The organism is Trichococcus sp., assembly GCF_049684335.1.
In the GTDB taxonomy this organism is placed as follows: domain Bacteria; phylum Bacillota; class Bacilli; order Lactobacillales; family Aerococcaceae; genus Trichococcus.
Window position 1 is genome coordinate 1 of sequence record NZ_JBAVFV010000004.1, and the last position, 21,501, is coordinate 21,501.

19 protein-coding genes and 1 other annotated feature are annotated in these 21,501 nt (G+C 46.1%); of the genes, 17 read left to right on the top strand and 2 right to left on the bottom strand.

All coding sequences use genetic code 11. From position 1 onward, the window contains the following. Positions 1 to 316: 316 nt before the first annotated feature. From WBM30_RS00535 to WBM30_RS00600, 14 genes are all read left to right on the top strand, one after another. Positions 317 to 1,090 carry an IclR family transcriptional regulator gene (locus WBM30_RS00535; RefSeq protein ID WP_424898900.1) on the top strand — a complete coding sequence of 258 codons (774 nt, stop codon included), beginning with the start codon at positions 317 to 319 and terminating at the stop codon, positions 1,088 to 1,090. Positions 1,091 to 1,346: 256 nt separating this feature from the next. Beyond that, positions 1,347 to 1,994 carry a bifunctional 2-keto-4-hydroxyglutarate aldolase/2-keto-3-deoxy-6-phosphogluconate aldolase gene (locus tag WBM30_RS00540; protein ID WP_086626862.1) on the top strand — a complete coding sequence of 216 codons (648 nt, stop codon included), beginning with the start codon at positions 1,347 to 1,349 and terminating at the stop codon, positions 1,992 to 1,994. A gap of 43 nt (positions 1,995 to 2,037) precedes the next feature. Beyond that, positions 2,038 to 3,453 (top strand): glucuronate isomerase, encoded by a 1,416-nt coding sequence (uxaC, locus tag WBM30_RS00545; RefSeq protein ID WP_424898901.1) that lies wholly within the window; start codon positions 2,038 to 2,040, stop codon positions 3,451 to 3,453. A 32-nt stretch (positions 3,454 to 3,485) separates the two neighbouring features. Continuing rightward, complete coding sequence (gene uxuA / locus WBM30_RS00550) at positions 3,486 to 4,541, top strand: mannonate dehydratase (RefSeq protein WP_424898902.1); 1,056 nt, start codon at positions 3,486 to 3,488, stop codon at positions 4,539 to 4,541. Positions 4,542 to 4,559: 18 nt separating this feature from the next. Then, positions 4,560 to 5,405, top strand: coding sequence for an SDR family oxidoreductase (locus WBM30_RS00555; RefSeq protein WP_086987278.1), 846 nt, complete (start codon positions 4,560 to 4,562; stop codon positions 5,403 to 5,405). Positions 5,406 to 5,504: 99 nt separating this feature from the next. Continuing rightward, positions 5,505 to 6,353, top strand: a complete 849-nt coding sequence (locus WBM30_RS00560) for an HAD family hydrolase (protein ID WP_424898903.1) — start codon at positions 5,505 to 5,507, stop codon at positions 6,351 to 6,353. Between the two features lie 54 nt (positions 6,354 to 6,407). Beyond that, entirely contained in the window at positions 6,408 to 8,150 is a 1,743-nt protein-coding gene (locus WBM30_RS00565; protein ID WP_424898904.1) for a glycoside hydrolase family 3 protein, read from the top strand. Between the two features lie 250 nt (positions 8,151 to 8,400). Continuing rightward, positions 8,401 to 9,243 (top strand): AraC family transcriptional regulator, encoded by an 843-nt coding sequence (locus WBM30_RS00570; RefSeq protein WP_119092370.1) that lies wholly within the window; start codon positions 8,401 to 8,403, stop codon positions 9,241 to 9,243. Between the two features lie 5 nt (positions 9,244 to 9,248). Next, positions 9,249 to 10,424: a Gfo/Idh/MocA family protein gene (locus tag WBM30_RS00575; RefSeq protein ID WP_119092371.1), complete on the top strand. Its 1,176-nt coding sequence runs from the start codon at positions 9,249 to 9,251 to the stop codon at positions 10,422 to 10,424. A 19-nt stretch (positions 10,425 to 10,443) separates the two neighbouring features. Next, positions 10,444 to 11,457 (top strand): Gfo/Idh/MocA family protein, encoded by a 1,014-nt coding sequence (locus WBM30_RS00580; RefSeq protein ID WP_424898905.1) that lies wholly within the window; start codon positions 10,444 to 10,446, stop codon positions 11,455 to 11,457. Next, positions 11,450 to 12,313 (top strand): sugar phosphate isomerase/epimerase, encoded by an 864-nt coding sequence (locus WBM30_RS00585; RefSeq protein WP_319996122.1) that lies wholly within the window; start codon positions 11,450 to 11,452, stop codon positions 12,311 to 12,313. Before WBM30_RS00580 ends, WBM30_RS00585 begins: the two co-directional genes overlap by 8 nt. 69 nt (positions 12,314 to 12,382) lie before the next feature. Next, the gene (locus WBM30_RS00590; protein ID WP_319996121.1) at positions 12,383 to 13,465 is read left to right on the top strand and encodes a Gfo/Idh/MocA family oxidoreductase; all 1,083 of its coding nucleotides are present in this window, start codon (positions 12,383 to 12,385) and stop codon (positions 13,463 to 13,465) included. 154 nt (positions 13,466 to 13,619) lie between these two features. After that, positions 13,620 to 14,324, top strand: coding sequence for an NAD(P)H-dependent oxidoreductase (locus WBM30_RS00595; protein ID WP_424898906.1), 705 nt, complete (start codon positions 13,620 to 13,622; stop codon positions 14,322 to 14,324). Positions 14,325 to 14,344: 20 nt separating this feature from the next. Continuing rightward, positions 14,345 to 14,527 (top strand): hypothetical protein, encoded by a 183-nt coding sequence (locus WBM30_RS00600; RefSeq protein WP_106448970.1) that lies wholly within the window; start codon positions 14,345 to 14,347, stop codon positions 14,525 to 14,527. A gap of 60 nt (positions 14,528 to 14,587) precedes the next feature. Here WBM30_RS00600 and WBM30_RS00605 read toward each other — a convergent pair whose 3' ends face one another. Together WBM30_RS00605 and tyrS are read right to left on the bottom strand one after the other, a co-directional pair. Then, positions 14,588 to 15,127 (bottom strand): GNAT family N-acetyltransferase, encoded by a 540-nt coding sequence (locus WBM30_RS00605; protein WP_424898907.1) that lies wholly within the window; start codon positions 15,125 to 15,127, stop codon positions 14,588 to 14,590. 1 nt (position 15,128) lies between these two features. Next, complete coding sequence (gene tyrS / locus WBM30_RS00610; RefSeq protein ID WP_424898908.1) at positions 15,129 to 16,391, bottom strand: tyrosine--tRNA ligase; 1,263 nt, start codon at positions 16,389 to 16,391, stop codon at positions 15,129 to 15,131. A 70-nt stretch (positions 16,392 to 16,461) separates the two neighbouring features. Continuing rightward, positions 16,462 to 16,676 (bottom strand) — a binding site (T-box leader). A 319-nt stretch (positions 16,677 to 16,995) separates the two neighbouring features. Between tyrS and WBM30_RS00615 the strand changes: the two genes are divergently transcribed. The 3 genes from WBM30_RS00615 to metG all read left to right on the top strand — a co-directional run bounded on the left by WBM30_RS00615 (position 16,996) and on the right by metG (position 21,389). Continuing rightward, entirely contained in the window at positions 16,996 to 18,309 is a 1,314-nt protein-coding gene (locus WBM30_RS00615) for an NlpC/P60 family protein (RefSeq protein WP_424898909.1), read from the top strand. Between the two features lie 104 nt (positions 18,310 to 18,413). After that, complete coding sequence (locus tag WBM30_RS00620; protein ID WP_424898910.1) at positions 18,414 to 19,181, top strand: MerR family transcriptional regulator; 768 nt, start codon at positions 18,414 to 18,416, stop codon at positions 19,179 to 19,181. Between the two features lie 189 nt (positions 19,182 to 19,370). Further along, on the top strand, positions 19,371 to 21,389 hold the full coding sequence (metG, locus tag WBM30_RS00625; protein ID WP_424898911.1) for a methionine--tRNA ligase: 2,019 nt from the start codon (positions 19,371 to 19,373) through the stop codon (positions 21,387 to 21,389). The last annotated feature ends 112 nt before the right edge of the window (positions 21,390 to 21,501 follow it).

A 21,501-nucleotide genomic window follows, 5' to 3' on the forward strand; every position in this document is an offset into this window, starting at 1 on the left:
AGTCAAAGGAGGTCAGTGGGATTGATCAGAGATCAAGAAAGGCTTGTCAAATTTCTGACATAATCTTCATCATTTGCTTCCATAAGAAGACACAAAAGCTGTCCATCGTGAAGGTGTGTATCTAAATATTTATGGAAATATCACTCAGGGGGCTTATCATGGTTTATTTTGTTTGCTATAATATCACAATATGAAACGGTTTCCCGTTTAGTGAATCCAAACGCTGATTTTTGATTAGACAAGCATGGAAAATGGAATGATATACAAAGATTTTATAAGGTTTGAGACTATATTCGAAAAAAGGATGATCAGAAAAATGGTACAAAAAGAAGAAACAAACACAAGCCCGAAAGTGCAATCGATAGATCGGGCCTTATCGATCCTGGAAACATTGGCGGACTATCCTAGCCTTAGCCTGATGGAGTTGAGCGAAAAAGTCCACTTGCATAAAGCAACGACCCATCGTTTGGTGAACTCCTTGATGGAAAATGGCTACATCGATCGTAATCCTGACACTAAGCAATATCGTATTTCCTTGAAGATGTTCCATCTCGGGAACAAACGTGTCCACAACATCGACTTCTTGAATGTGGCCAAAAGCATGATCCGTCAGTTGTCGGATGACACGAAGCAGACCGTCCATCTGGTTGTGGAAGATAATGATGAAGTGCTCTACATCGATAAGTATGGCGAGTCCCGCGGCGTGCGGATGCAATCAAAGATCGGTACGAAAGCGCCGCTTTATTGCACTGCGGTCGGGAAAGCGCTTCTGAGCACCCGTCAAAATGCTGCCGTCCGTGAATATTGGGACAGCATCGTGCCGGAACAGAAGACCGGACGCACAATCACCACTTATGAAGAACTCGTCAATGAACTGGATGAAATCAGAAGAAATGGGTACGCCCTTGACGATGAGGAGTTTGAAGAGGGCATCGTCTGTATTGCTGCAGCGTTTTCGAGTGCAAGGGAAGTTGCCGCAGGTGCGATCAGTATCTCCTTGCCTTTATCTGATATGGTTGATAAAGACTTTTATACAGGGAAAATTCTGGAGTATTCCACAAAAATTTCACACTTCCTCGGTCATTTTTGATTCCGTCCTAACACTTGTCCGCTCTGTCAGTCACTCCCCACGAACCGCATGATACATGCGTTTGTGGGGAGTTTTTTGTAGATTTCCCTGCTATTTATGGGGTCATTCAAGGGTGCGCCACAAAATTTTCACAATTGCGCGGTCATTTTTATATTTCTGATGGAATTTCGTTGACATAAAAGATGGTAAATTCTATAATGAACTCGAGTTATGATACTGAGTTCCACAATGTGAGACCATGAATGGAGGATGACAAATGAGCGTCAAGAGAGATACCCTGGCTCAATTACAAGAGAATTACCTGTTTGCAGTAGTGCGCGGAGCTTCCGAAGAGGCAGGTTATGAAATTTCAAAAGCAGCTTATCAAGGAGGCATCAAGAACATCGAGGTGACATTTTCGACACCGGGTGCTGAAAATGTTATGCGCAAGCTGTCTGATGAATTCGCAGGCACGGATATGGTCGTAGGTGCAGGTACGGTATTGGATGAAGTCGCAGCGAGAATTTCGATCATGAACGGAGCGAAATTTATCGTAAGCCCTTCCTTTAATGAAAAAATTTCAAGAATGTGCAACTTATACACTGTTCCATACTTGCCTGGATGCGGTTCTGTTACAGAAATTCAAATGGCTTTGGAAACTGGCTGCGAAGTAGTCAAGCTTTTCCCTGGTGGTTTGTTGGGTCCTGGATTCATCAAAGACGTTCATGGTCCGATTCCTTGGGTTGACGTGATGCCATCAGGTGGCGTAAGCATTGAGAACATGGACAAATGGATCGCAAACGGAGCTTGGTCTGTCGGTGTCGGCAGTGCCTTGACACGGAACCTTAAAGAAGGCGGCTACGCGAGTGTAGCGGCTGCAGCTAAAGAATTTGCCGATCGATTGGCAGAAATCAAAGCACAATAATCAGTAGCATTTCAAAATAAAGATTGGAAGGGGACTTCTTCACATGTCATTTATTCATGACGACTTTATGTTACAGTCCGAAACGGCAAAAAAACTTTACCACGAATATGCGGAAAACATGCCTATCTTCGATTACCACTGCCATTTGGTCCCACAACAGATTGCTGAAGACTATGCGTTCGAAAATATTACGGAATTATGGTTGGGTGGGGATCATTACAAATGGCGCGCGATGCGTGCTATGGGAATTCCGGAAGAAAAAATCACCGGTAATGCTTCTCCTGAAGAAAAATTTGAAGCTTGGGCCTACACTGCTGAAAATGCAGTAGGGAATCCGTTGTTCCACTGGACAGCTTTGGAATTGAAAAAGTATTTCCATATAGAAGAAACACTTACCAGTGCCAACTGGAAGGAAATCTATGCGGAATGCAACCGCGTGTTGAAAGAAGAAAAGCTGACAGCGCGTACGTTGATCAAAAATTCCAACGTCACCTTCATTTGCACGACGGACAACCCAACGGATACGTTGGAATGGCACAAAGCAATCGCTGAAGACGAGACATTCGATGTGGCAGTCGTGCCTGGTTTCCGTCCGGATGAAGCTTTCGCTATCCAAGACGCAGCCAAGTTTGCTGGGTTCATCGGAAAAATGCAAGAAGCGACCGGCAAGGGAATGGCGACATTTGCTGAGCTGCTGGAAGGAATGGAAGAACGGATCCAATATTTTGCGGATCATGGTTCGAACGTTTCCGACCACGGCTTATCCCAAATCTACTATGCTGAAGCTACAGATGAAGAGATTGAAGCCATCTACGCCAAAGCGATCGCAGGGGACAGCATTTCTGAAGCGGAATACGCAAAATACCAAACACGCTTATTAGTGGAACTGGGCAAAATTTACGCAGCCAAAGACTTCGTGATGCAATTGCACTTCGGCGCCATCCGCAACAACAACAAGCGCATGTTTGCTAAATTAGGCGCGGATGCCGGCTTCGATTCCATCCAGGATCAACCGAACGTGTCCTATGCTTTGAACAATCTGCTGGGTGCAATGGATCTGACGAATGAACTGCCTAAATTCATCGCTTATAATCTTGATCCTACTTATTTTGACTTGGTGGGTACGGCAATCACGAACTTCCAAGTGAACGATAAAGGCATCAAGAGCAAAGTTCAGATGGGTTCCGGTTGGTGGTTCAACGATACCAAGTACGGCATGCTGAAACAGTTGAAATCCTTATCCGAAGCAGGCTTGTTGATGAATTTTGTTGGCATGCTGACAGATTCAAGAAGCTTCATCTCCTATACGCGTCATGAGTATTTCCGCCGTATTCTGTGTGATTTCATCGGAGATCTCGTGGAACGTGGAGAAATCCCGAATGATGCCAAGTTACTGGAAAAGCTGATCACGAACATCAGTTATAACAACGCTGTAGAATACTTTGACTTTAAAAAATAAAAAATATAAAAAGAAGAGGAAGTGTTTTTGAAATGGAAATGTCATTCAGATGGTACGGTCACGAGGACCCTGTTACTTTGAAAAATATCCGTCAAATTCCTGGTATGAAAGGAATCGTTACTGCAGTTTATGATATCCCGGTTGGTCAGTCGTGGCCATTGGAAAGAATCGAAAAATTGAAAGCAGACGTGGAAGCTGAAGGCCTATACATCTCTGTTATTGAATCTGTTCCGGTTCACGAATCCATCAAATTGGGTCGTCCAGACCGTGATCAATACATCAGTGCATACAAAGAAACCTTACGTAACCTAGGCAAAGCAGGAATTCCTGTTGTATGTTACAACTTTATGCCAATCTTTGACTGGACTCGTTCCAACTTGGCATACGAATTACCGGATGGTTCAAATGCGTTGATCTTCGATGAAGAAGAAGTAAATAAAATGGACCCACGTACGCTTTCTCTTCCAGGTTGGGACGAAAGCTACACTTCTGAAGAATTGAACGCTTTAATGGATGAATACAAAGAAGTTGATGAAGAAAAATTATGGGGAAACCTTGAATACTTCATCAAAGCGATCATGCCTACAGCTGAGGCAGCCGGCGTGAAAATGGCTATTCACCCTGATGATCCTCCATACAGCATCTTCGGATTGCCGCGTATCATCACTGGCGGAGAAGCATTGAACCGTTTCATCAAATTGTACGACAGCGAATATAACGGCGTTACCCTATGCGTAGGTTCATTCGCTTCAGATCCTAAAAACGATGCAGTGGCTATCTTGAAAGATATGCTTGCTAAAAAACGTGTGAACTTCGTACATGCACGTAACGTGAAATTGGTCGGCGGACGTTCATTCCAAGAATCTGCTCACTTGTCAGAAATGGGATCCATTGATATGTATGAAGTAGTAAAAGCATGTGTTGAAGGCGGCTTTGAAGGTGCAATCCGTCCAGACCATGGCCGTATGATCTGGGGAGAAACTGGTAAACCAGGTTATGGTTTGTATGACCGTGCGCTAGGTGCAACTTACCTGAATGGTTTGGAAGAAGCAGTGAAGAAAAACTTGAAAGCTCAAAAACAACAATAAGAAAGAAGGAAAATCACCATGACAAGCCCATTCGTACATGATTTTACCGATAAAGTAGTAGTAGTAACAGGTGCAGGCGGCGTTTTATGCTCTTATTTCGCGAAAGAATTCGCTAGAGCAGGCGCAAAAGTAGCCCTTTTGGACTTAAACTTGGACAACGCACAAGCATACGCTGACGAAATCGTAGCTGAAGGCGGCATCGCGAAAGCATTCAAAGCCAACGTATTGGAATTGCCAAGTCTGCAAGCAGCTAAAGAAGCTGTCGTAGCCGAATTAGGCGAAGTGGATATCTTAGTCAACGGAGCAGGCGGCAACAACCCGCGCGCAACGACTGACAACGAGTACCATGAAACTGATCTGCCTGAAGGAACAAAAACGTTCTTCGACTTGGAACAAAGCGGCATCGAATTCGTCTTCAACTTGAACTTCTTGGGTACAGTATTGCCTACACAAGTTTTTGCTAAAGATATGGTTGGCCGTCCAGGCGCTAACATCATCAACATCTCAAGCATGAACGGTTTCACACCATTGACTAAAATCGTTGCTTACTCAGGCGCAAAAGCTGCTATCTCCAACTTGACTGAATGGTTGGCTGTACACTTCTCGCACGTAGGTATCCGTGTCAATGCAATCGCTCCTGGTTTCTTGGTTTCAAAACAAAACCAAGCGCTATTGTTCAATGAAGATGGCACACCGACTCCTCGTACAGGCAAAATCCTGAACGGCACACCAATGGGCCGTTTCGGCGAACCGCATGAATTGATCGGCGGCTTGCTGTTCTTGGCAGACGAAAAAGCTGCAAGCTTTGTGAACGGCGTCGTATTGCCGATCGATGGCGGCTTCAACGCGTATTCAGGCGTATAATTTTAGGTAATTGAATAGGGCAGATAGAACGAAATGTGTTGCACAGTTCTTCTCTATCTGTCTTTTTTTCACGTTGATATCAAGTTAGGAGAGAAAAATATGTCTACACACCCAACACAATTCACGAAACAAAAAAAATTCTTAGTATGCGTCGACTCCGACGGTTGCGCGATGGATACGATGAACGTGAAGCATGAACGTTTCTTCGGTCCTTTGGCAGCTGACGAGTATGGCATCAAAGATCGCGAAACTTTCTTGGCTGACTGGAACCGCATCAACCTGTTTTCAAGCACACGCGGCATCAATCGCTTTAAAGCATTGGTCTTGACATTGATCGAAGCGCAGGAAAAAGGCGAAGACATCGGTGATATTTCGGCACTGACCGATTGGGCAAACAATGCCCCATCGTTATCGAATGCTTCTCTGGAAGCGGAGATCGCAAAAGCATCTTCCGAAGATCTGGAAAAAGCTTTGGTATGGAGCAAGAAAGTCAATGAAGGAATCGAAACGGAATTGGCTGGCGAAGACAAACCATTCCCAGGCGTTCTGGAAGGACTGACAAAAATCCATGGCCTGACGGATGTCGCAATCGTGAGCTCAGCCAACAGCGAGGCTTTGAACAGCGAATGGAACAGACACAATCTGATGCCGCAAGTTGACGTAGTCTATGGACAAGAAGTCGGCAGCAAAGCGGATGCAATCGCTGATCTGTTGACGAAAGGTTATGCAGCGGACGAAATTTTAATGGTCGGCGACGCACCTGGCGATGAACAAGCGGCAACGGTAAATGGCGTATTCTATTACCCAATCCTCTTCGGCAAAGAAGAGTTCTCTTGGGAACGTCTAAGCAATGAAGCAATCGAGAAATTCCTGAACAAAGAGTATGCAGGAGCTTATCAAGAAAAAGTGCTTGGGGAATTCCATGCTTTATTGGCTCAATTCGATTAATCTACATTCCAAGATTTGCAAGTTAGAAACATTACATTATCAGGAGGAAAAAAAGTGCCAAAATTAGTTGATTTGAAAGCAAAACCATATAATCTGAACGACAAACAGGTCGAATGGGTAAATGACATGATCGCTGGTATGACAGATGAGGAAAAAGTAGGACAATTGTTCACCAACCTTTTCTTCTTCGGAGATGATGCCTTCTCAGGGAACGATTTCACCAACAAAGAAATCATCGAAAAATTCCACATCGGTGGCGCACGTTACCACGGCAATTCGAAAGAAGATATCCAAGATCTATTGAACGACCTGCAATCAATGTCCAAAATTCCTTTGTTGGTTGCAGCGAACTGCGACTCCGGCGGAAATGGTGCATGCAGCGAGGGTACTTACATCGCTTCCGGTGCCCAGGCTGAGGCTGCAGGCGACCCGCTGGTTTCTTACCATGCCGGATTGGTTTCCGCGCGTGAAGAAAAAGCTTTAGGCGTCAACGTCAACTTCGATCCATGTGTGGACATCCTTTACAATTGGAGAAACACAATCGTCAACACGCGTGCTTACGGTACCGATGCAGAAACAGTCATCAAATACACAAATGCTTATTTGGATGGGTTGACTGCTGAAAACGGCGAAAACATGGAAGATGGCGTAATCCAATGCATCAAGCACTTCCCTGGAGATGGAACCGAAGAACGCGACCAACACTTGGTTTTGGGAGTGAATGAATTAAGTCCCGAAGAGTGGCGCGCTTCCTTTGGTAAAGTTTACCAAAATCATATCGACCGTGGTGTTGAAATGATCATGGCCGGCCATATTGCAGTTCCTGCTTTGCAAAAAGAATTGAATCCTGCTTTGGAAGACAAAGATATCATGCCTGCAACATTGGCTGAAGAATTGATCCAAGATGAATTGAAGACTGAATTAGGCTTCAACGGCTTGGTCATCACGGATGCAACGCACATGTTGGGTATGACGTCCGCTATGCGTCGCGAAGATTACGTTCCAAAATCGATTGCTGCTGGCTGCGATATGTTTTTATTCTTCAATAACATCGCAGAAGACTTTGGTTTCATGCTGAAAGGCTACCAAAACGGCGTCATCACGGAAGAGCGTTTGACTGATGCTTTGCGTCGTATCTTGGGCTTGAAAGCTAAATTGCACTTGCCTGAAAAACAAGCAAACGGGACATTGTTGCGCACGCGCGAAGACTTGAACATCATCGGCTGTGAAGAACATCTGCAATGGAGAGCGGAAGCGGCTGATAAAGGGATTTCTTTGATCAAAGATACCCAAAACAACTTACCGATCAATCCAGTAGACCACAAACGTATTCGTTTATACATGTTGGAAGGCGAAAAAGGCGGCATCACGGACAACGGTTCAAAAGCACAACAATTTTTCGTGGATGAATTGACGAATCGCGGCTACGAAGTGACTGTAAATGAACGCGGCTCCCGCGTTAAGGGCGCAACTTTGAAATACCGTGATGAAGTAGACTTCGCTTTGGAAGTTGCTGATGTCGCTGGATATGGCGCTCAAAACAACTACCGTATCCAATGGAGCACTGCAATGGCAAACGAAGTTCCATGGTTTGTGTGGGAAGTTCCGCATGCATTCGTATCATTGAACTTCACGACACACCTGCATGATGCGACAATGGTGAAAACATTCATCAATGCGTACCACAACAACCAAGAAACAATCAAACAAGTCATCGACAAACTGGAAGGCAAATCCGAATTCAAAGGTGGCCACAACGACCTAGTCTGGACAGACAAATGGCAAGCTAAACTATAATCAGTGTGTGATGAATCCTGAGCTTAGAGTTTGAGCACTAATGTGCCATTTCGTTCACAAATCATCCGAAACACTGCTGTATCAAGTAAAGTCGAGAAATATTTTTCTCGACTTTGTTTTTTTGAACAACAAAAAGCACTCTTGGTCAATTAATTTAAAAATGTAAGCATTCCAGGACATTGAATTGTAACCGCTGTTATTTTATACTTTTAAGTGTCGAAGAGAGGGAGGGACACGTATCATTGAAAAATTGTTGATCGCATATCACGTCAAAGGACAAGCCTATGCCCTGGATTTCCATACACATCCGCAATATGAAATATTCCTGTTCCACGGCGGAAATTGTCGATTCCTGGTTGGTAATAAAATCTATTATCTTCAGCCCGGCGACTTGCTGATGATGGATGGGATGACGGTTCACCGCGCCTACGTCATCGGAGATAAGGATGCCTATGAACGCAGCATCGTTCATTTCGATGCCGACTGGATCGCACCTTTACTGAAGGACCTGAACATTGACTATATCCTGCGATTCTTTACTGAAAATCGCAATGGCCTCATTCGGACTTTCCGCAAGAAGGACGAACTCCTTTTGGAAAATGCTATCCAGGAAATGAATCATTTACAGCAGTTGGACCAATCCTATGCAAATGAAGCGAAACGCAAACTGGCTTTAGTCCAGTTGCTTCTGATGATTGATTCTTCAACGGATAAAATCGTAGAAAAAGGACAGGCTTATGTCGATGAAAAGACACAGATAGCGGAAAAGGTTTCGGAATACATTTTCAGGCATTACCGTGACTCGTTCAATATCGATGATATCGCCCAAGCCCTTAATTTGAGCAAATCCTATTTATCCCATGCTTTTAAAGAAATCACAGGAAAGACCATCATGGCTTATGCGATGGGATATCGGTTGTCACAAGCATGCACGGCATTATTGATGGAACCATCCAAATCCATCAAAATGATTTCCGGCGAATGCGGTTTTGAAAGCGATGCCCATTTCAGCAGATATTTCAAACAGAACATCGGCAGTACACCCAGTAATTACAGAAAAAACAATAGAATCAACATACAAAAAGGAGAATGATGAGAATGACAGAAAAAGTGAAATTAGGAATTATTGGTTATGGTGCAGAAGGCGGCATGTACGCAGGGTTCTTCAAGAACAACGATGAGCGTTTGAACGACAACATCGAGTTGGTTGCAATCTGCGACAATGATCCTGCTAAAAAAGAAAAAGTGGCTGCTGATTTCCCAGGACTACCATTCTTCGATAACTATATGGATATGTTGGAATCAGGTGTAGTCAACGCAATCGTTACAACTGTTCCCCACTATGACCACTGTGTGATCGGTATTGACGCATTGAAACGCGGCATCCATTTGTTGGGTGAAAAACCAGCCGGTGTTTATACAAAAGAAGTTGAACGTTTGATCGCTGCGGCCGATGAAAATCCGGAATCTACTTTCGCTATTTTCTTCAACCAACGTACGAATCCACTTTACCAAAAAGTTAAACAATTGATGGACGATAAAGCAATCGGTGATCTGCAACGCGCTACTTGGATCATCACTACTTGGTGGAGACCACAAGGTTACTACAACCAAAGCGCATGGCGCGCAACGTGGGGTGGCGAAGGCGGCGGCGTCTTAGTAAACCAAGCTCCTCACCAATTGGACTTATTGCAATGGATCTGCGGCAAACCTGAAAAAGTTTTCGCGAAATTGCAATACGGCGTTGGCCGTGAGATCGTAGTTGAAAATGAAGTGAACGCATTGTTGGACTTCGGCAACGGAGCAACAGGTTCATTCATCACGTGCACGAATGATTTGGTCGGTACAGACCGTTTTGAAATCTTTGGCACAAAAGGGAAAATCGTCGTTGAGGATTCCAAAAAATTGATCGTGAAACAATTAACTGCACCGGAAGCGGAACTTTCTGAGAAGATGGATATGTCAGATGTTATGAAAATTTTCATGGGACAAGTGGATATGGCTCAATACGTTACCGAAACAGAAGAAGAATTCACGACTGTTTTTGGACAACAACATATCGATGTCTTGAATAACTTCGCTGACCATGTCGTAAATGGCGCGCCATTATTGGCCAACGGCAGAGAAGGCATCAACGGCGTTACGTTAGCGAACGCAATGCATTTATCTTCATGGTTGGACAAAGAGGTAGATTACAACGTGGATGGCGATCAATATTTGGCTGAATTGAACAAACGCATCGCTGAAGAAGGAAAATTCGAAACAAGAAAATAAGAAAGAGACGTGATCAGAGATGTTAAGAGCGGCAATAATCGGATTAGGCGATGTATCGCCTGTCCACAAATATGCTATCGACGCCAGCGACAACGGTGAATTGGTTGCAGTCTGCGACGTAAATGAAGCCTTGAAGACCAAATATCCTGATGTGCCTTTTTACACAGACATAGAGACGATGTTGGAAAAAGAGGATTTGGATGTTGTACATATCTGCTTGCCGCACTATTTGCATTATCCGATCACGAAACGCTGCATCGAAAAAGGCGTGCATGTTTTCCAGGAAAAGCCCTTAGCCTTGGATTATGAAGAAGGCTTGAAGACGCTCGCCTTGGCAGAGGGAAGCAACAAGAAAATCGGCGTGTGTTTCCAAAATCGCTACAACGAAACGTTTTTGGAACTCAAAAAATTGCTCGCGAACGAAAATGTCGGGGCAGTGACGGCGGTCAAAGGCTTGGTGGCTTGGCATCGTCCTGAAACCTATTACACAACCAAACCATGGCGCGGCCAGATGGAATTTGCTGGCGGAGGATCGATCATCAACCAAGCCATCCATACGCTGGATCTGATGCAGGTTTTGGGCGGGGAAATAGACCGCTGCAAAGCCAGCCTGTCGAACATCACAGATTATGACATCGAGGTCGAGGACACTGCCGTCGCGAACTTCACGTTCAAGAACGGCGCGCGCGGATTTTACATGTCTACCAATGCCTATGCCGAGAATTCCAGCGTAGAATTGCAGGTCATCACTGAAAGGGCAAAATTCACAATCAAGGATAACTGTTTGTATCGTTCGAACAGTTCCGGTGAAAAAGAACTGCACCTGCAGGACACACCGATGCAAGGGACGAAATTTTACTACGGTCCGAGTCATTCTGCCCTGATCCAGCGTTTTTACAACGCGATCGAAGCAGACACGGATGATTATGTGACGGTCCGGGAGGCCTTGCCAGCGATGCTGATGATCGATGCGATGAAAGCATCGTCGAAAGAAAAACGTACAATCGAAATGGAGGAAATCATACATGGCTAAAGTTAAGATAGGTGTACAAGCATCAACTGTAAAAAAAAGTTTTGAAGAAGTCGGGCCTTATGAAACATTGAAAAAATTACATGACATCGGCTATAACTCCATTGAGGTCTCTCAAGTAGCGACAACGCCTGAGAACATCGCTGAAATCCAAAAAGCGACAGCTGATTTCGGCATGGAAGTAGCTTCCATGAGCGCTTCCTTGAAACCGCAAGTTAAGGACGGCGAATCTTTGACAACGCACTATGACAAAATCGTAGCGGATTGCAAAGCCGTGGGAACGGATCTGTTGCGCATCGGCATGTTGCCGATCGATGCGATGGCCAGCTTGGATAAAGTTTTGGAATTCTGTCATGATGTCAATGAAGTGACGCAAAAACTGAAAGAAGACGGCATCACTTTGTATTATCATAACCACCACATCGAATTCCGCAAATATGACGGTAAATTCCTGCTGGACATCATACGCGAAAAAGCTCCATTACTAGGGTTTGAATTGGATGTTCACTGGGTGCAGCGCGGAGGCGCAAATCCACTTGAAGTCATCAAAGACTACAAAGGTAAAGTGGAATTGATCCATTTGAAAGACTACCGAATCTCTGAAATCCCACAGGACGGCTTCGATGCTTTGTACACGGGGGATGTTGCCAAATTCATGGACTACTTCACAAATACAATTCAATTTGCTGAATTGGGGACAGGTAGCCTGCCGTTGAAAGCAATCATCGAAGAAAGCATCGCATCGGGCGCGCGCTACCTATTGGTGGAGCAAGACGACACTTATGGCGTGGATCCGTTCGAAAGCTTGAAAATTTCTCGTGAATATCTATTGGAATTGGGCTACGGAGAATTGTTCTAAACATAACAACACGAGGTTCGGAGATTATTCTCTTCGAACCTTTTCTTATCAGACAAGGAGGATTTACAAATGGGCAGTAAAGATGGAATGAATTATGCGCCGAAAGGGAAAATCAATAAGGTCGTGGAACCGGGAGCGTTCAATGTCGGCATAACGGCACTGGATCACGGGCACATCAACGGCATGACGAACGGCTTGATCGAAGCCGGTGCCACAATCAAATATGTGTACGATCCCGATGCGGAAAAGCTAGCGAATTACTTGGAATCTTTTCCGGATGTGGCGGTCGCTGACTCGCTGGAGCAAATCCTGGAAGATCCGGAGATCCAATTGGTCGCAGCGGCGGCAGTGCCTAATTTGCGCAGCGCTCTGGGAAACCGTGTCATGCAGGCCGGGAAAGACTACTTCACCGACAAGACCGGCTTCACAACACTTGAACAACTGGAAGAGACTAAAAAAGTCGTTGCTGAAACCGGCAAGAAATATTGGGTCTACTTCAGCGAAAGGCTGCATGTGGAAGGCGCCGTATTTGCCGGCCAATTAATAGAAGAGGGTAGGATCGGCCGCGTCATCCAAGTGACAGGCTTTGGGCCGCACCGCCTCGACAAGGAAAAACGTCCGGATTGGTTCTTCAAAAAAGAACAATACGGCGGCATTTTAGCCGACATCGGCAGCCACCAAATTGAGCAATTCCTCCATTATACAGGGAATGTGGATGCAAAAGTTCTCCACAGCAAGGTCGGAAACTACAACAACCCGGATACGCCTGAATTGGAGGACTACGGCGATGCCACGCTGGTCGGCGATAATGGCGCAACCTTCATCTTCAAAGTCGATTGGTTCACACCGGATGGACTCGGAACATGGGGTGACGGCCGTACATTCATCACCGGAACGGAAGGAACCATCGAAATCCGCAAATACATCAACGTGGCGACTGAGCAGACCGGCGATCACCTCTTCCTGGTGACGAAGGACGGCGAGGAGCACTACTCCTTGACTGGTGAAGTCGGCTTCCCGTTCTTCGGAGAAATGATTTTGGACTGCATCAACCGCACCGAAAATGCGATGACGCAAGAACACATCTTCAAGGCGCAGGAATTATGCCTGAAGGCGCAGGAACAAGCGCTGAACATTACAGCAAACCTATAAGAAAAAGTTATCCCTTTCTTTGCATCCGGTTTACCTGGATGGCGATGGAAGGGATTTTTTGTTGGTTTCGCGATGAGTGAGCATGCAACTTGAACTCTGGCCGGCAGCTTGTTATGATTCGGATGAAGAACTATTGAGTGAATGAGGTGAAAGGATGCAAACATTAATCATAGTCAGCCACCCGACGCTGGCTGATTCGAATGCGCAAAGGTTTCTGTGGGAAAGTCTTCCGGCTGAAGGGGTGACGTGGCACCATCTCGAATCGGTTTATCCGGATGGGCAGATTGATCGGGAGGCCGAGCAACAGCAATTGCTCCAGTATGACCGCATCATTTTCCAATTCCCGTTCTATTGGTACAGTTCGCCTGCTTTATTGAAGCAATGGCAGGATGTCGTGCTGACTGAAGGTTTCGCTTATGGAGCTGAAGGCAGCAGGCTGTCGGGGAAAGAATTCGGTCTCGTTCTGGCCCTGGGTGTGAATGAACGCGAATACCAAGCGGGGGGCAGGGAAGGATTCACGATTTCGGAACTGACCCGGCCGTTTCAGGCGATGGCAAGGAAATGCGGCATGGTGTACTTGCCGACGAACGTCGTTTCGAAATTCGATTATCTGAGCGACAGCAAGAAGAAAGAATTGCTGATCAGCTATCAGCAATATTTGTCCAAAGAAAACGATGCCAGTCTGACGGCAACGGAAAATTGGTTCAAACTCCAGCTACAGTCGCTCGGGAAAGCGGGACTTTCCGAAGCGGATCAGCAACTGGTGGAGCATCTGCTTGCCGTTTTGAAGGACAACCGCGAGCACTTGGATGATCTGGCGTGGACGTTGGCACAGATGGAAGGCAATCAGCTTGGGTAAAGGTAAAGCGGGGGACGACAATGGAAACTGAAAATTGGGTGCAGGAACAGCTGGATCATTTAGTGGAAGCGAGCAAGGATTACCGGCAAAAAGCACTCTTCCAGGAAACGAAAAAACTCTTCCAAGAACAGCATCAACGGATGGAACAGATGGAAGGCGAACTGGATGGGCGGATGTGGAGCCCGAAAGAGTGGTCGAATTAGGAAGCGCAAAAAAATAGAGGACAGCTGAGCGGAAGTTCAGCTGTCCTCTATTTGCGTTGTTTATTGTTTTGGTGTGAGCGGATATTGGTAGACGTAGTCGTCCATCACGAAGCCGCCTCCGATGGGGGAGACGATGGATTCTGTGCGCACAAAACCGTATTTTTCATAGAATGCGATCGAACCTTCATTGTATTTGTTGACGGTAAGCTCCAGGGCTTTTTTCTGTTCCCTGATGGCCAGGTCGACCATTTTTTGCATGATCTGATAGGCATAGCCTTGTCCGCGCGCTTCCTGAAGCAGGTAGAGCTTACTGATGAACAGTTTGTCGTCCTGTAATTGGATAGCCAAGTAACCGGCGGATTGCCCCTCGCTTTTGATGAGGAAATAATCCAATTTGCCTGTTTCGATATCCTCTTCCAGATTCGCTCTGGATTGGATATTTTCCAACATATAGGTTACCTGTGCGGGTCCCAGGATCGGCAGATAGTACTCATGCCAGATGATGTCAGCCAAGCGGGATAGTTCGTTGATCTGCTCCAAACTTTCGACCGGTTCTAACCGGAGTGCGGCTTCGCGCAAAAAGAGTTGTGGGGTTGTCATGTCAAGACACCAACTTTACCAGGAAATATTTCTTTTTGCCGCGGCGTACTAAGATGAAGCGGCCTTCGAAAGAATTTTCGGCAGTGATGACGAATTCCAGATCCGTGACTTTGTCGCCATTGATGGAGATGGCGCCGTTTTGGATGTCTTCGCGTGATTGACGGCGTGACGGTTCGATGCCGATATCGACCAGCCAAGTGACCAATTCCTGTTCCTTCAGGTCGGATTCGAAAGTCGGCATATTTTTGAAACCTTCAGCGATTTCGTTGGCAGTCAATTCCTTCACTTCGCCGGTAAATAGTGCTTCGGTGATCTTGAGAGCGTCCGTCAAGGCTTGTTCGCTGTGGACGAAGCGCGTCATTTCAGATGCCAATACTTTTTGGGCTTCGCGTTTGTGAGGTTCTGTTTCAACTTTTTCAGTCAGCGCATCAATTTCTTCCTTCGAAAGGAAAGTGAAGTATTTTAAGTATTTGATGACATCACGGTCGTCTTGGTTCACCCAGAATTGGTAGAACTCGTAAGGGGTTGTTTTCTTAGGGTCCAACCAGACGGCACCTCCGGCAGTCTTACCGAATTTCGTGCCGTCCGCCTTCAACATCAAAGGAATTGTCAAACCGAAAGCTTTTGCTTCCGCGCCTTCTTTTTTGCGGATCAGATCCAAACCGGCAGTGATGTTGCCCCACTGATCCTGACCGCCGATCTGAAGGTTGACGCCCTCATTCTGGAATAGGTGCAGGAAGTCCATGGACTGCAGAATCTGGTAAGTGAATTCCGTGAATGAAATGCCGGTATCCAAACGGCTGGCTACGATATCTTTTGCCAACATCGTATTGATGTTGAAATTTTTGCCGAAATCGCGCAGGAAATCCAACAGCGTCAAATCTTTGGTCCAATCATAGTTGTTGACGAGGCGGATGTCAGCCGAACTGTCGGACAGGAAAAGTTTCTTCATTTGAGAGGTCAAAGCATTTGCATTCTCGACGACTTGATCCATCGATTGTAGAACCCGTTCTTCGCTCTTTCCGCTTGGATCGCCGATCGATCCGGTCGCGCCGCCGATCAGAATGACGGGTCTGTGCCCGGCCAGTTGGAATCTCTTCAATACAATGAAGGGAATCAGATGTCCGATATGCAGGCTGTCACCGGTAGGGTCAACGCCGCAATACAGGCCGATCTGCTCATCCTCCGTTAATTTGCGTAAACCTGCTGCATCCGTTTGTTGGTTGATGGCACCGCGCCATTCTAATTCGTCGATGATATTCATGTGCTTCATTCCTTTTCTCATAAATTTATATGCAAAAAAATCCCTGTCCAGACAAGAAAATACTTGTTTGAACAGGGACGATAGTTACCGTGTTACCACCCAGCTTGCAGAATCATCCTGAATCGGAAAGATTTTGCCACTCTGGCATGTATCGTATGCCGACCGCTTATGCGCATAAGAAAGCTCCAAAGTGTAATTCGAATCCAGGCTTGCATCAGCTTCCACCAACCGCTGACTCTCTATAGGACAAAATCCCGATTCTACTGTCTTTTTCATCGCTTTTTATTATATTGTTTAATTGCCGTAAGTATAGCGCAGTAAAACTTTAAATGTCAACACTGAGAATGAAAAAAGTAATGCTACAGAAATGTTACAAAAGGGAGAGGTGCGTGAAATATTACTGATATCGCTGATTCGGACACATTAGGGGAATCGTTTTACAGAATTGTTACAGTTAGGATACAACTTGACGAAACCGGGCTTAAGGAAAAAAAACTATGTTATGATTCATTATGTTGATGAATCTTAAGAAAAACTATAAGAAGTTAAAAGATATATAAGAAGTATAACTAACGACAATCGAATGTAAGTGGAGGAATTAGACTTGAAGAAGAAATTAGTGGCTATCGCATTAGCAGGTACGATCCTTGCAACAAGTATAGTAACGCCTTTTACAGCGCAAGCAGATGAAATCTTAACAAAAATCCAACAGCAAGAAACTAAAATTTCTGAATTGGGCAGCAAACAAAGTACAGCAACAGAAAACTTGTCTGCAATCACTGCAGAAGTTGATGCAGCTGAAAAAAGAGCAGAGACATTATTGGCAAACCGCGTAAAGACACAAGATGAGATAGTTGCTTTACAAGAAGATATTGCTGAATTGCAAGTTGTCATCGCGCAACGCGAAGAACAACTGAATGAGCAAGCAAGATCTGTTCAAGTGAACGGTTCAAACGAAAACTACTTGAAATTTATCGTAGCATCCGAATCTTTCACAGATTTAGTATCCCGCATCGATGTCGTATCCAAAATGGTTTCCGCCAATAAAGAATTGGTCGAGAAGCAAGTTGCGGATCAAAAAGCTGTTGAAGACAAGAAAAATAAAACTGAAGATAACCTAAACGAAATCAATGCAATGGCCATGGAGTTGGAACAACTTAAAGGCGATCTGCAAGTGAAGAGAATCGAACAAGAAAGCGCAGTTGCCGCTTTGGCTGCTGAAAAAGCAACAGCTGAATCAGACCGCGAAATGTTCTTAGCTCAAAAAGAAGAAGCTGATCAACGCGCTGCCGCAGAGGCTGCTTCCATTGCTGCCGCTGAAGTTGCCGCAGCTACTGTAGCAGTCGCACAAGCAAGTTCAGAAGAATCTTCATCCGCTGCCTCATCCGTTGACATTGCATCAAGTGCAGTTGCAAGTTCTGAGTCAGCACCTACTCAAACAGTAGTCAGCACGCCTGTAGTTGAAAGTGCACCAGTTGTATCTGCTCCAGTAGCAGCTGCACCAGTCGTCAGCGCACCCGTTGTGGCCGCGCCAGTCGTAACTGCACCGGCATTATCTGCACCAACAGGCGATGTTGTTTCCATTGCTGCACAATACATCGGGGTTCCTTATGTATGGGGCGGAAAAACACCATCTGGCTTTGACTGCTCAGGTTTCACTTCTTATGTTTTCAGACAAGCATACGGAATTGAAATTGGCGGTTACACAGTTCCTCAAGAAAACTCAGGTACGCAGATTGCTGTATCAGCTGCACAAGCAGGAGATTTGATTTTCTGGGGTTCAAACGGCGCGACTTATCACGTAGCTATCTATGTAGGCGGTGGACAATACATCCACGCTCCAGCACCTGGACAAACAGTTACTTATTCTTCTTACAACCTTTCCGGTGCTTCATTTGCCGTACGTGTTGCAAGATAATCCAAAATTCACGACAGTCCTCCGGGGCTGTCTTTTTTTGTACAGGAATTTGTTGACCTTGACGCAACGTCAAGGTGTATGATGAAATCATTGGAGGGGATAGGATGGAATATACGATCCAAAAATTGAGCCGATTGGCCGGAGTCAGCACAAGGACGCTGCGCTTCTATGATGAAATCGGCCTGCTGAAGCCCAAGCGCACTAGTACCTCCGGCTATCGCATCTACGGAGAAGCGGAGGTGGACAGACTGCAGCAGATTCTGTTCTTCAAGCAACTGTCTTTTTCGCTTGATGAGATCAAAGTAGCGATGGATGACCCAGCCTATGACGCGGAACGTTCTTTGGTCGCGCATAAACAGGCACTTTTGGAGAAAAAGGCAGAAATCGAATTGCTGATCAGAACGGTGGATGCTACGCTGGACGAAAAAAGAGGAGGCAGAAAAATGGGCGACAAAGAAAAATTTGAAGGATTGAAAAGGGAGCTGCTCGACGAGAATGAAACCCGCTACGGGCAGGAGATCCGCGGGAAATACGGCGAAAAGACCGTTGACGCATCGAACAAGAAGCTCGCAGGAATGAGCGAAGCGGATTTTGACGCGATGCAGGAGCTGGCCGCCCACTTGCAGGAGCTGCTGACGGAAGCGATGGCTACCGGAGATGCCGATGGAGAGGCTGCATTGGCGGTTGCTGCGTTGCATAAGCAGTGGCTGAGCTATACTTGGCCAACCTACTCTCCGGAAGCGCATCGCGGGCTGGCCCAGATGTATGTCGATGACGAAAGGTTCGCCGCTTACTACGAAAAAGCATCCGGCGAAGGGGCCGCCGCATTTTTGCGGGATGCGATCCACAACTATACTGAAAAAGCTGAATGACATTGGAAAAGTCGGGAGCGGATCGTTGCTTTCGGCTTTTTTGTGCGTGGAGCCGGAGGTGTATGAGATGGCAGGAGGTTACCGCTTGTTTCGAATTTCGCGCCCCAACTCTTGACTTTTGTGGTAGAATGGTACGGTAAGTTGCGTACATTCGCAAAGAACTTAGAATTCAGGGAGGCGCACTCATTCGTGGCTAAAGACAAAAATACATTTTATATTACAACTCCAATCTATTATCCGAGCGGTAAGCTCCACATCGGAAATGCGTATTCTACAATCGCATGCGATGTAATGGCACGCTATAAAAAACTGATGGGATTCGATGTGTTCTACCTGACCGGTTCAGATGAGCATGGACAAAAAATTGAGAACAAATCAGCAGAATTGGGCATCACACCGAAAGAATATGTAGACGGCATGGCCCAGGATATGCAGGATCTGTGGAAACGTCTGGATATTTCCAACAACAAGTTCATCCGCACCACTGATGATGATCATGTGCAGGCTGTTCAGCAGATTTTTGAACAATTATTGGCACAAGGCGACATCTATCTTGGCGAATACGAAGGCTGGTATTCCGTTTCCGACGAAGAATTCTTCACGGAAACCCAATTGGCTGAAGTCTACCGCGATGTCGACGGAAAAATAATCGGCGGGGTTGCGCCAAGCGGCCATGAAGTCGAATTGGTGAAAGAGGAGTCCTACTTCTTCCGCATGAGCAAATACGCGGATCGTCTGTTGGCATATTACGATGCGCATCCTGATTTCATCCAACCGGAATCGCGAAAAAACGAGATGGTCAACAATTTCATCAAACCAGGCCTTGAGGATCTGGCCGTTTCACGGACGACCTTTACCTGGGGGATTCCCGTGAAGAGCAATCCGAAGCACGTGGTCTATGTTTGGATTGATGCATTGGCGAACTACATCACTGCCTTGGGTTATGGTTCGGCTGATGACTCGCTTTACCAAAAATATTGGCCGGCTGATGTGCATATGGTCGGAAAAGAAATCGTCCGCTTCCACACCATCTATTGGCCGATCATGCTGATGGCCCTGGATTTGCCGCTTCCGAAAAAAATATTCGGACACGGTTGGTTGTTGATGAAGGAAGGTAAAATGTCCAAATCAAAAGGTAACGTTGTTTATCCGGATATGCTGGTGGATCGCTTCGGTTTGGATGCTTTGCGCTACTATCTGATGCGCGAAGTGACCTTCGGCAGCGACGGCATCTTCACGCCGGAAGACTACGTGAACCGGATCAACTATGATTTGGCGAACGACCTGGGCAACTTATTGAACAGAACGATCGCCATGATCAATAAATATTTCGGAGGGAATATCCCTGCGGCGCTTGCAGTGGAAACGGCTTTCGATGCGGAACTCAAAGCGATGGCAGCGGAAGTGACCGAGAATTACCAGAAGGAAATGGACAATATGCAGTTCAGTTCGGCATTGTCCGAAACATGGCGCCTCATTTCACGCGCGAATAAATACATCGACGAGACAGCTCCATGGGTCTTGGCGAAGGATGAATCCAAGCAAGCGGAGTTGGGAAGCGTCATGGCGTATTTGGCGGAAACTTTGCGCGTCGTCGGCATCCTCCTGTCTCCGTTCATGACGCAAGCACCGTTCAGAATGTATGAACAACTTGGTTTGGACTTCGAAAAACAAGGTGCTTGGGAAAATGTAGCCTTCGGAACGTTCCCGGCTGACGTGAAAGTAGTCGAAAAAGGCACACCGATCTTCCCGCGTCTCGTTACGGAAGAAGAAGTTGCTTACATCAAGGAACAAATGGGTGGACCAGCCCCGGTGGAAGAGGAAACAGTCGCGGCCGAGTGGGATCCGAAGACTACCGTACTGACTTCCGAAAAAGAAAAACAGATCAAATATGAAGACTTCGATAAAGTCGAGCTGAAGGTTGCTGAAGTAATCGATTGCCAGAAGGTCGAAGGTGCGGACAAATTGCTGAAGTTCCGTCTGGATGCGGGTGACGAAGGTCATCGCCAAATCCTGTCGGGTATTGCACAATGGTATCCGGATCCTGCGTATTTCATTGGCAAAAAAGTCATCATCGTGGCTAACCTGAAGGCACGCAAAATGAAAGGTGAAATCAGCCAAGGCATGATCCTTTCTGCTGAAAAAGATGGCGTGCTTCAAGTCATCCTTGCACCTGAATCAGCAGCGAATGGTTCGACAGTGGCATAAAGGTTTTGGTGATTCAAGGAGCCTGGGACAGTCGTCCTGGACTCCTTTGTCCATTTTAGATGCAGAAGAATCAGGGCAGGCAACGGCCTTCCCGCAGGAATCGGAAAGGAAT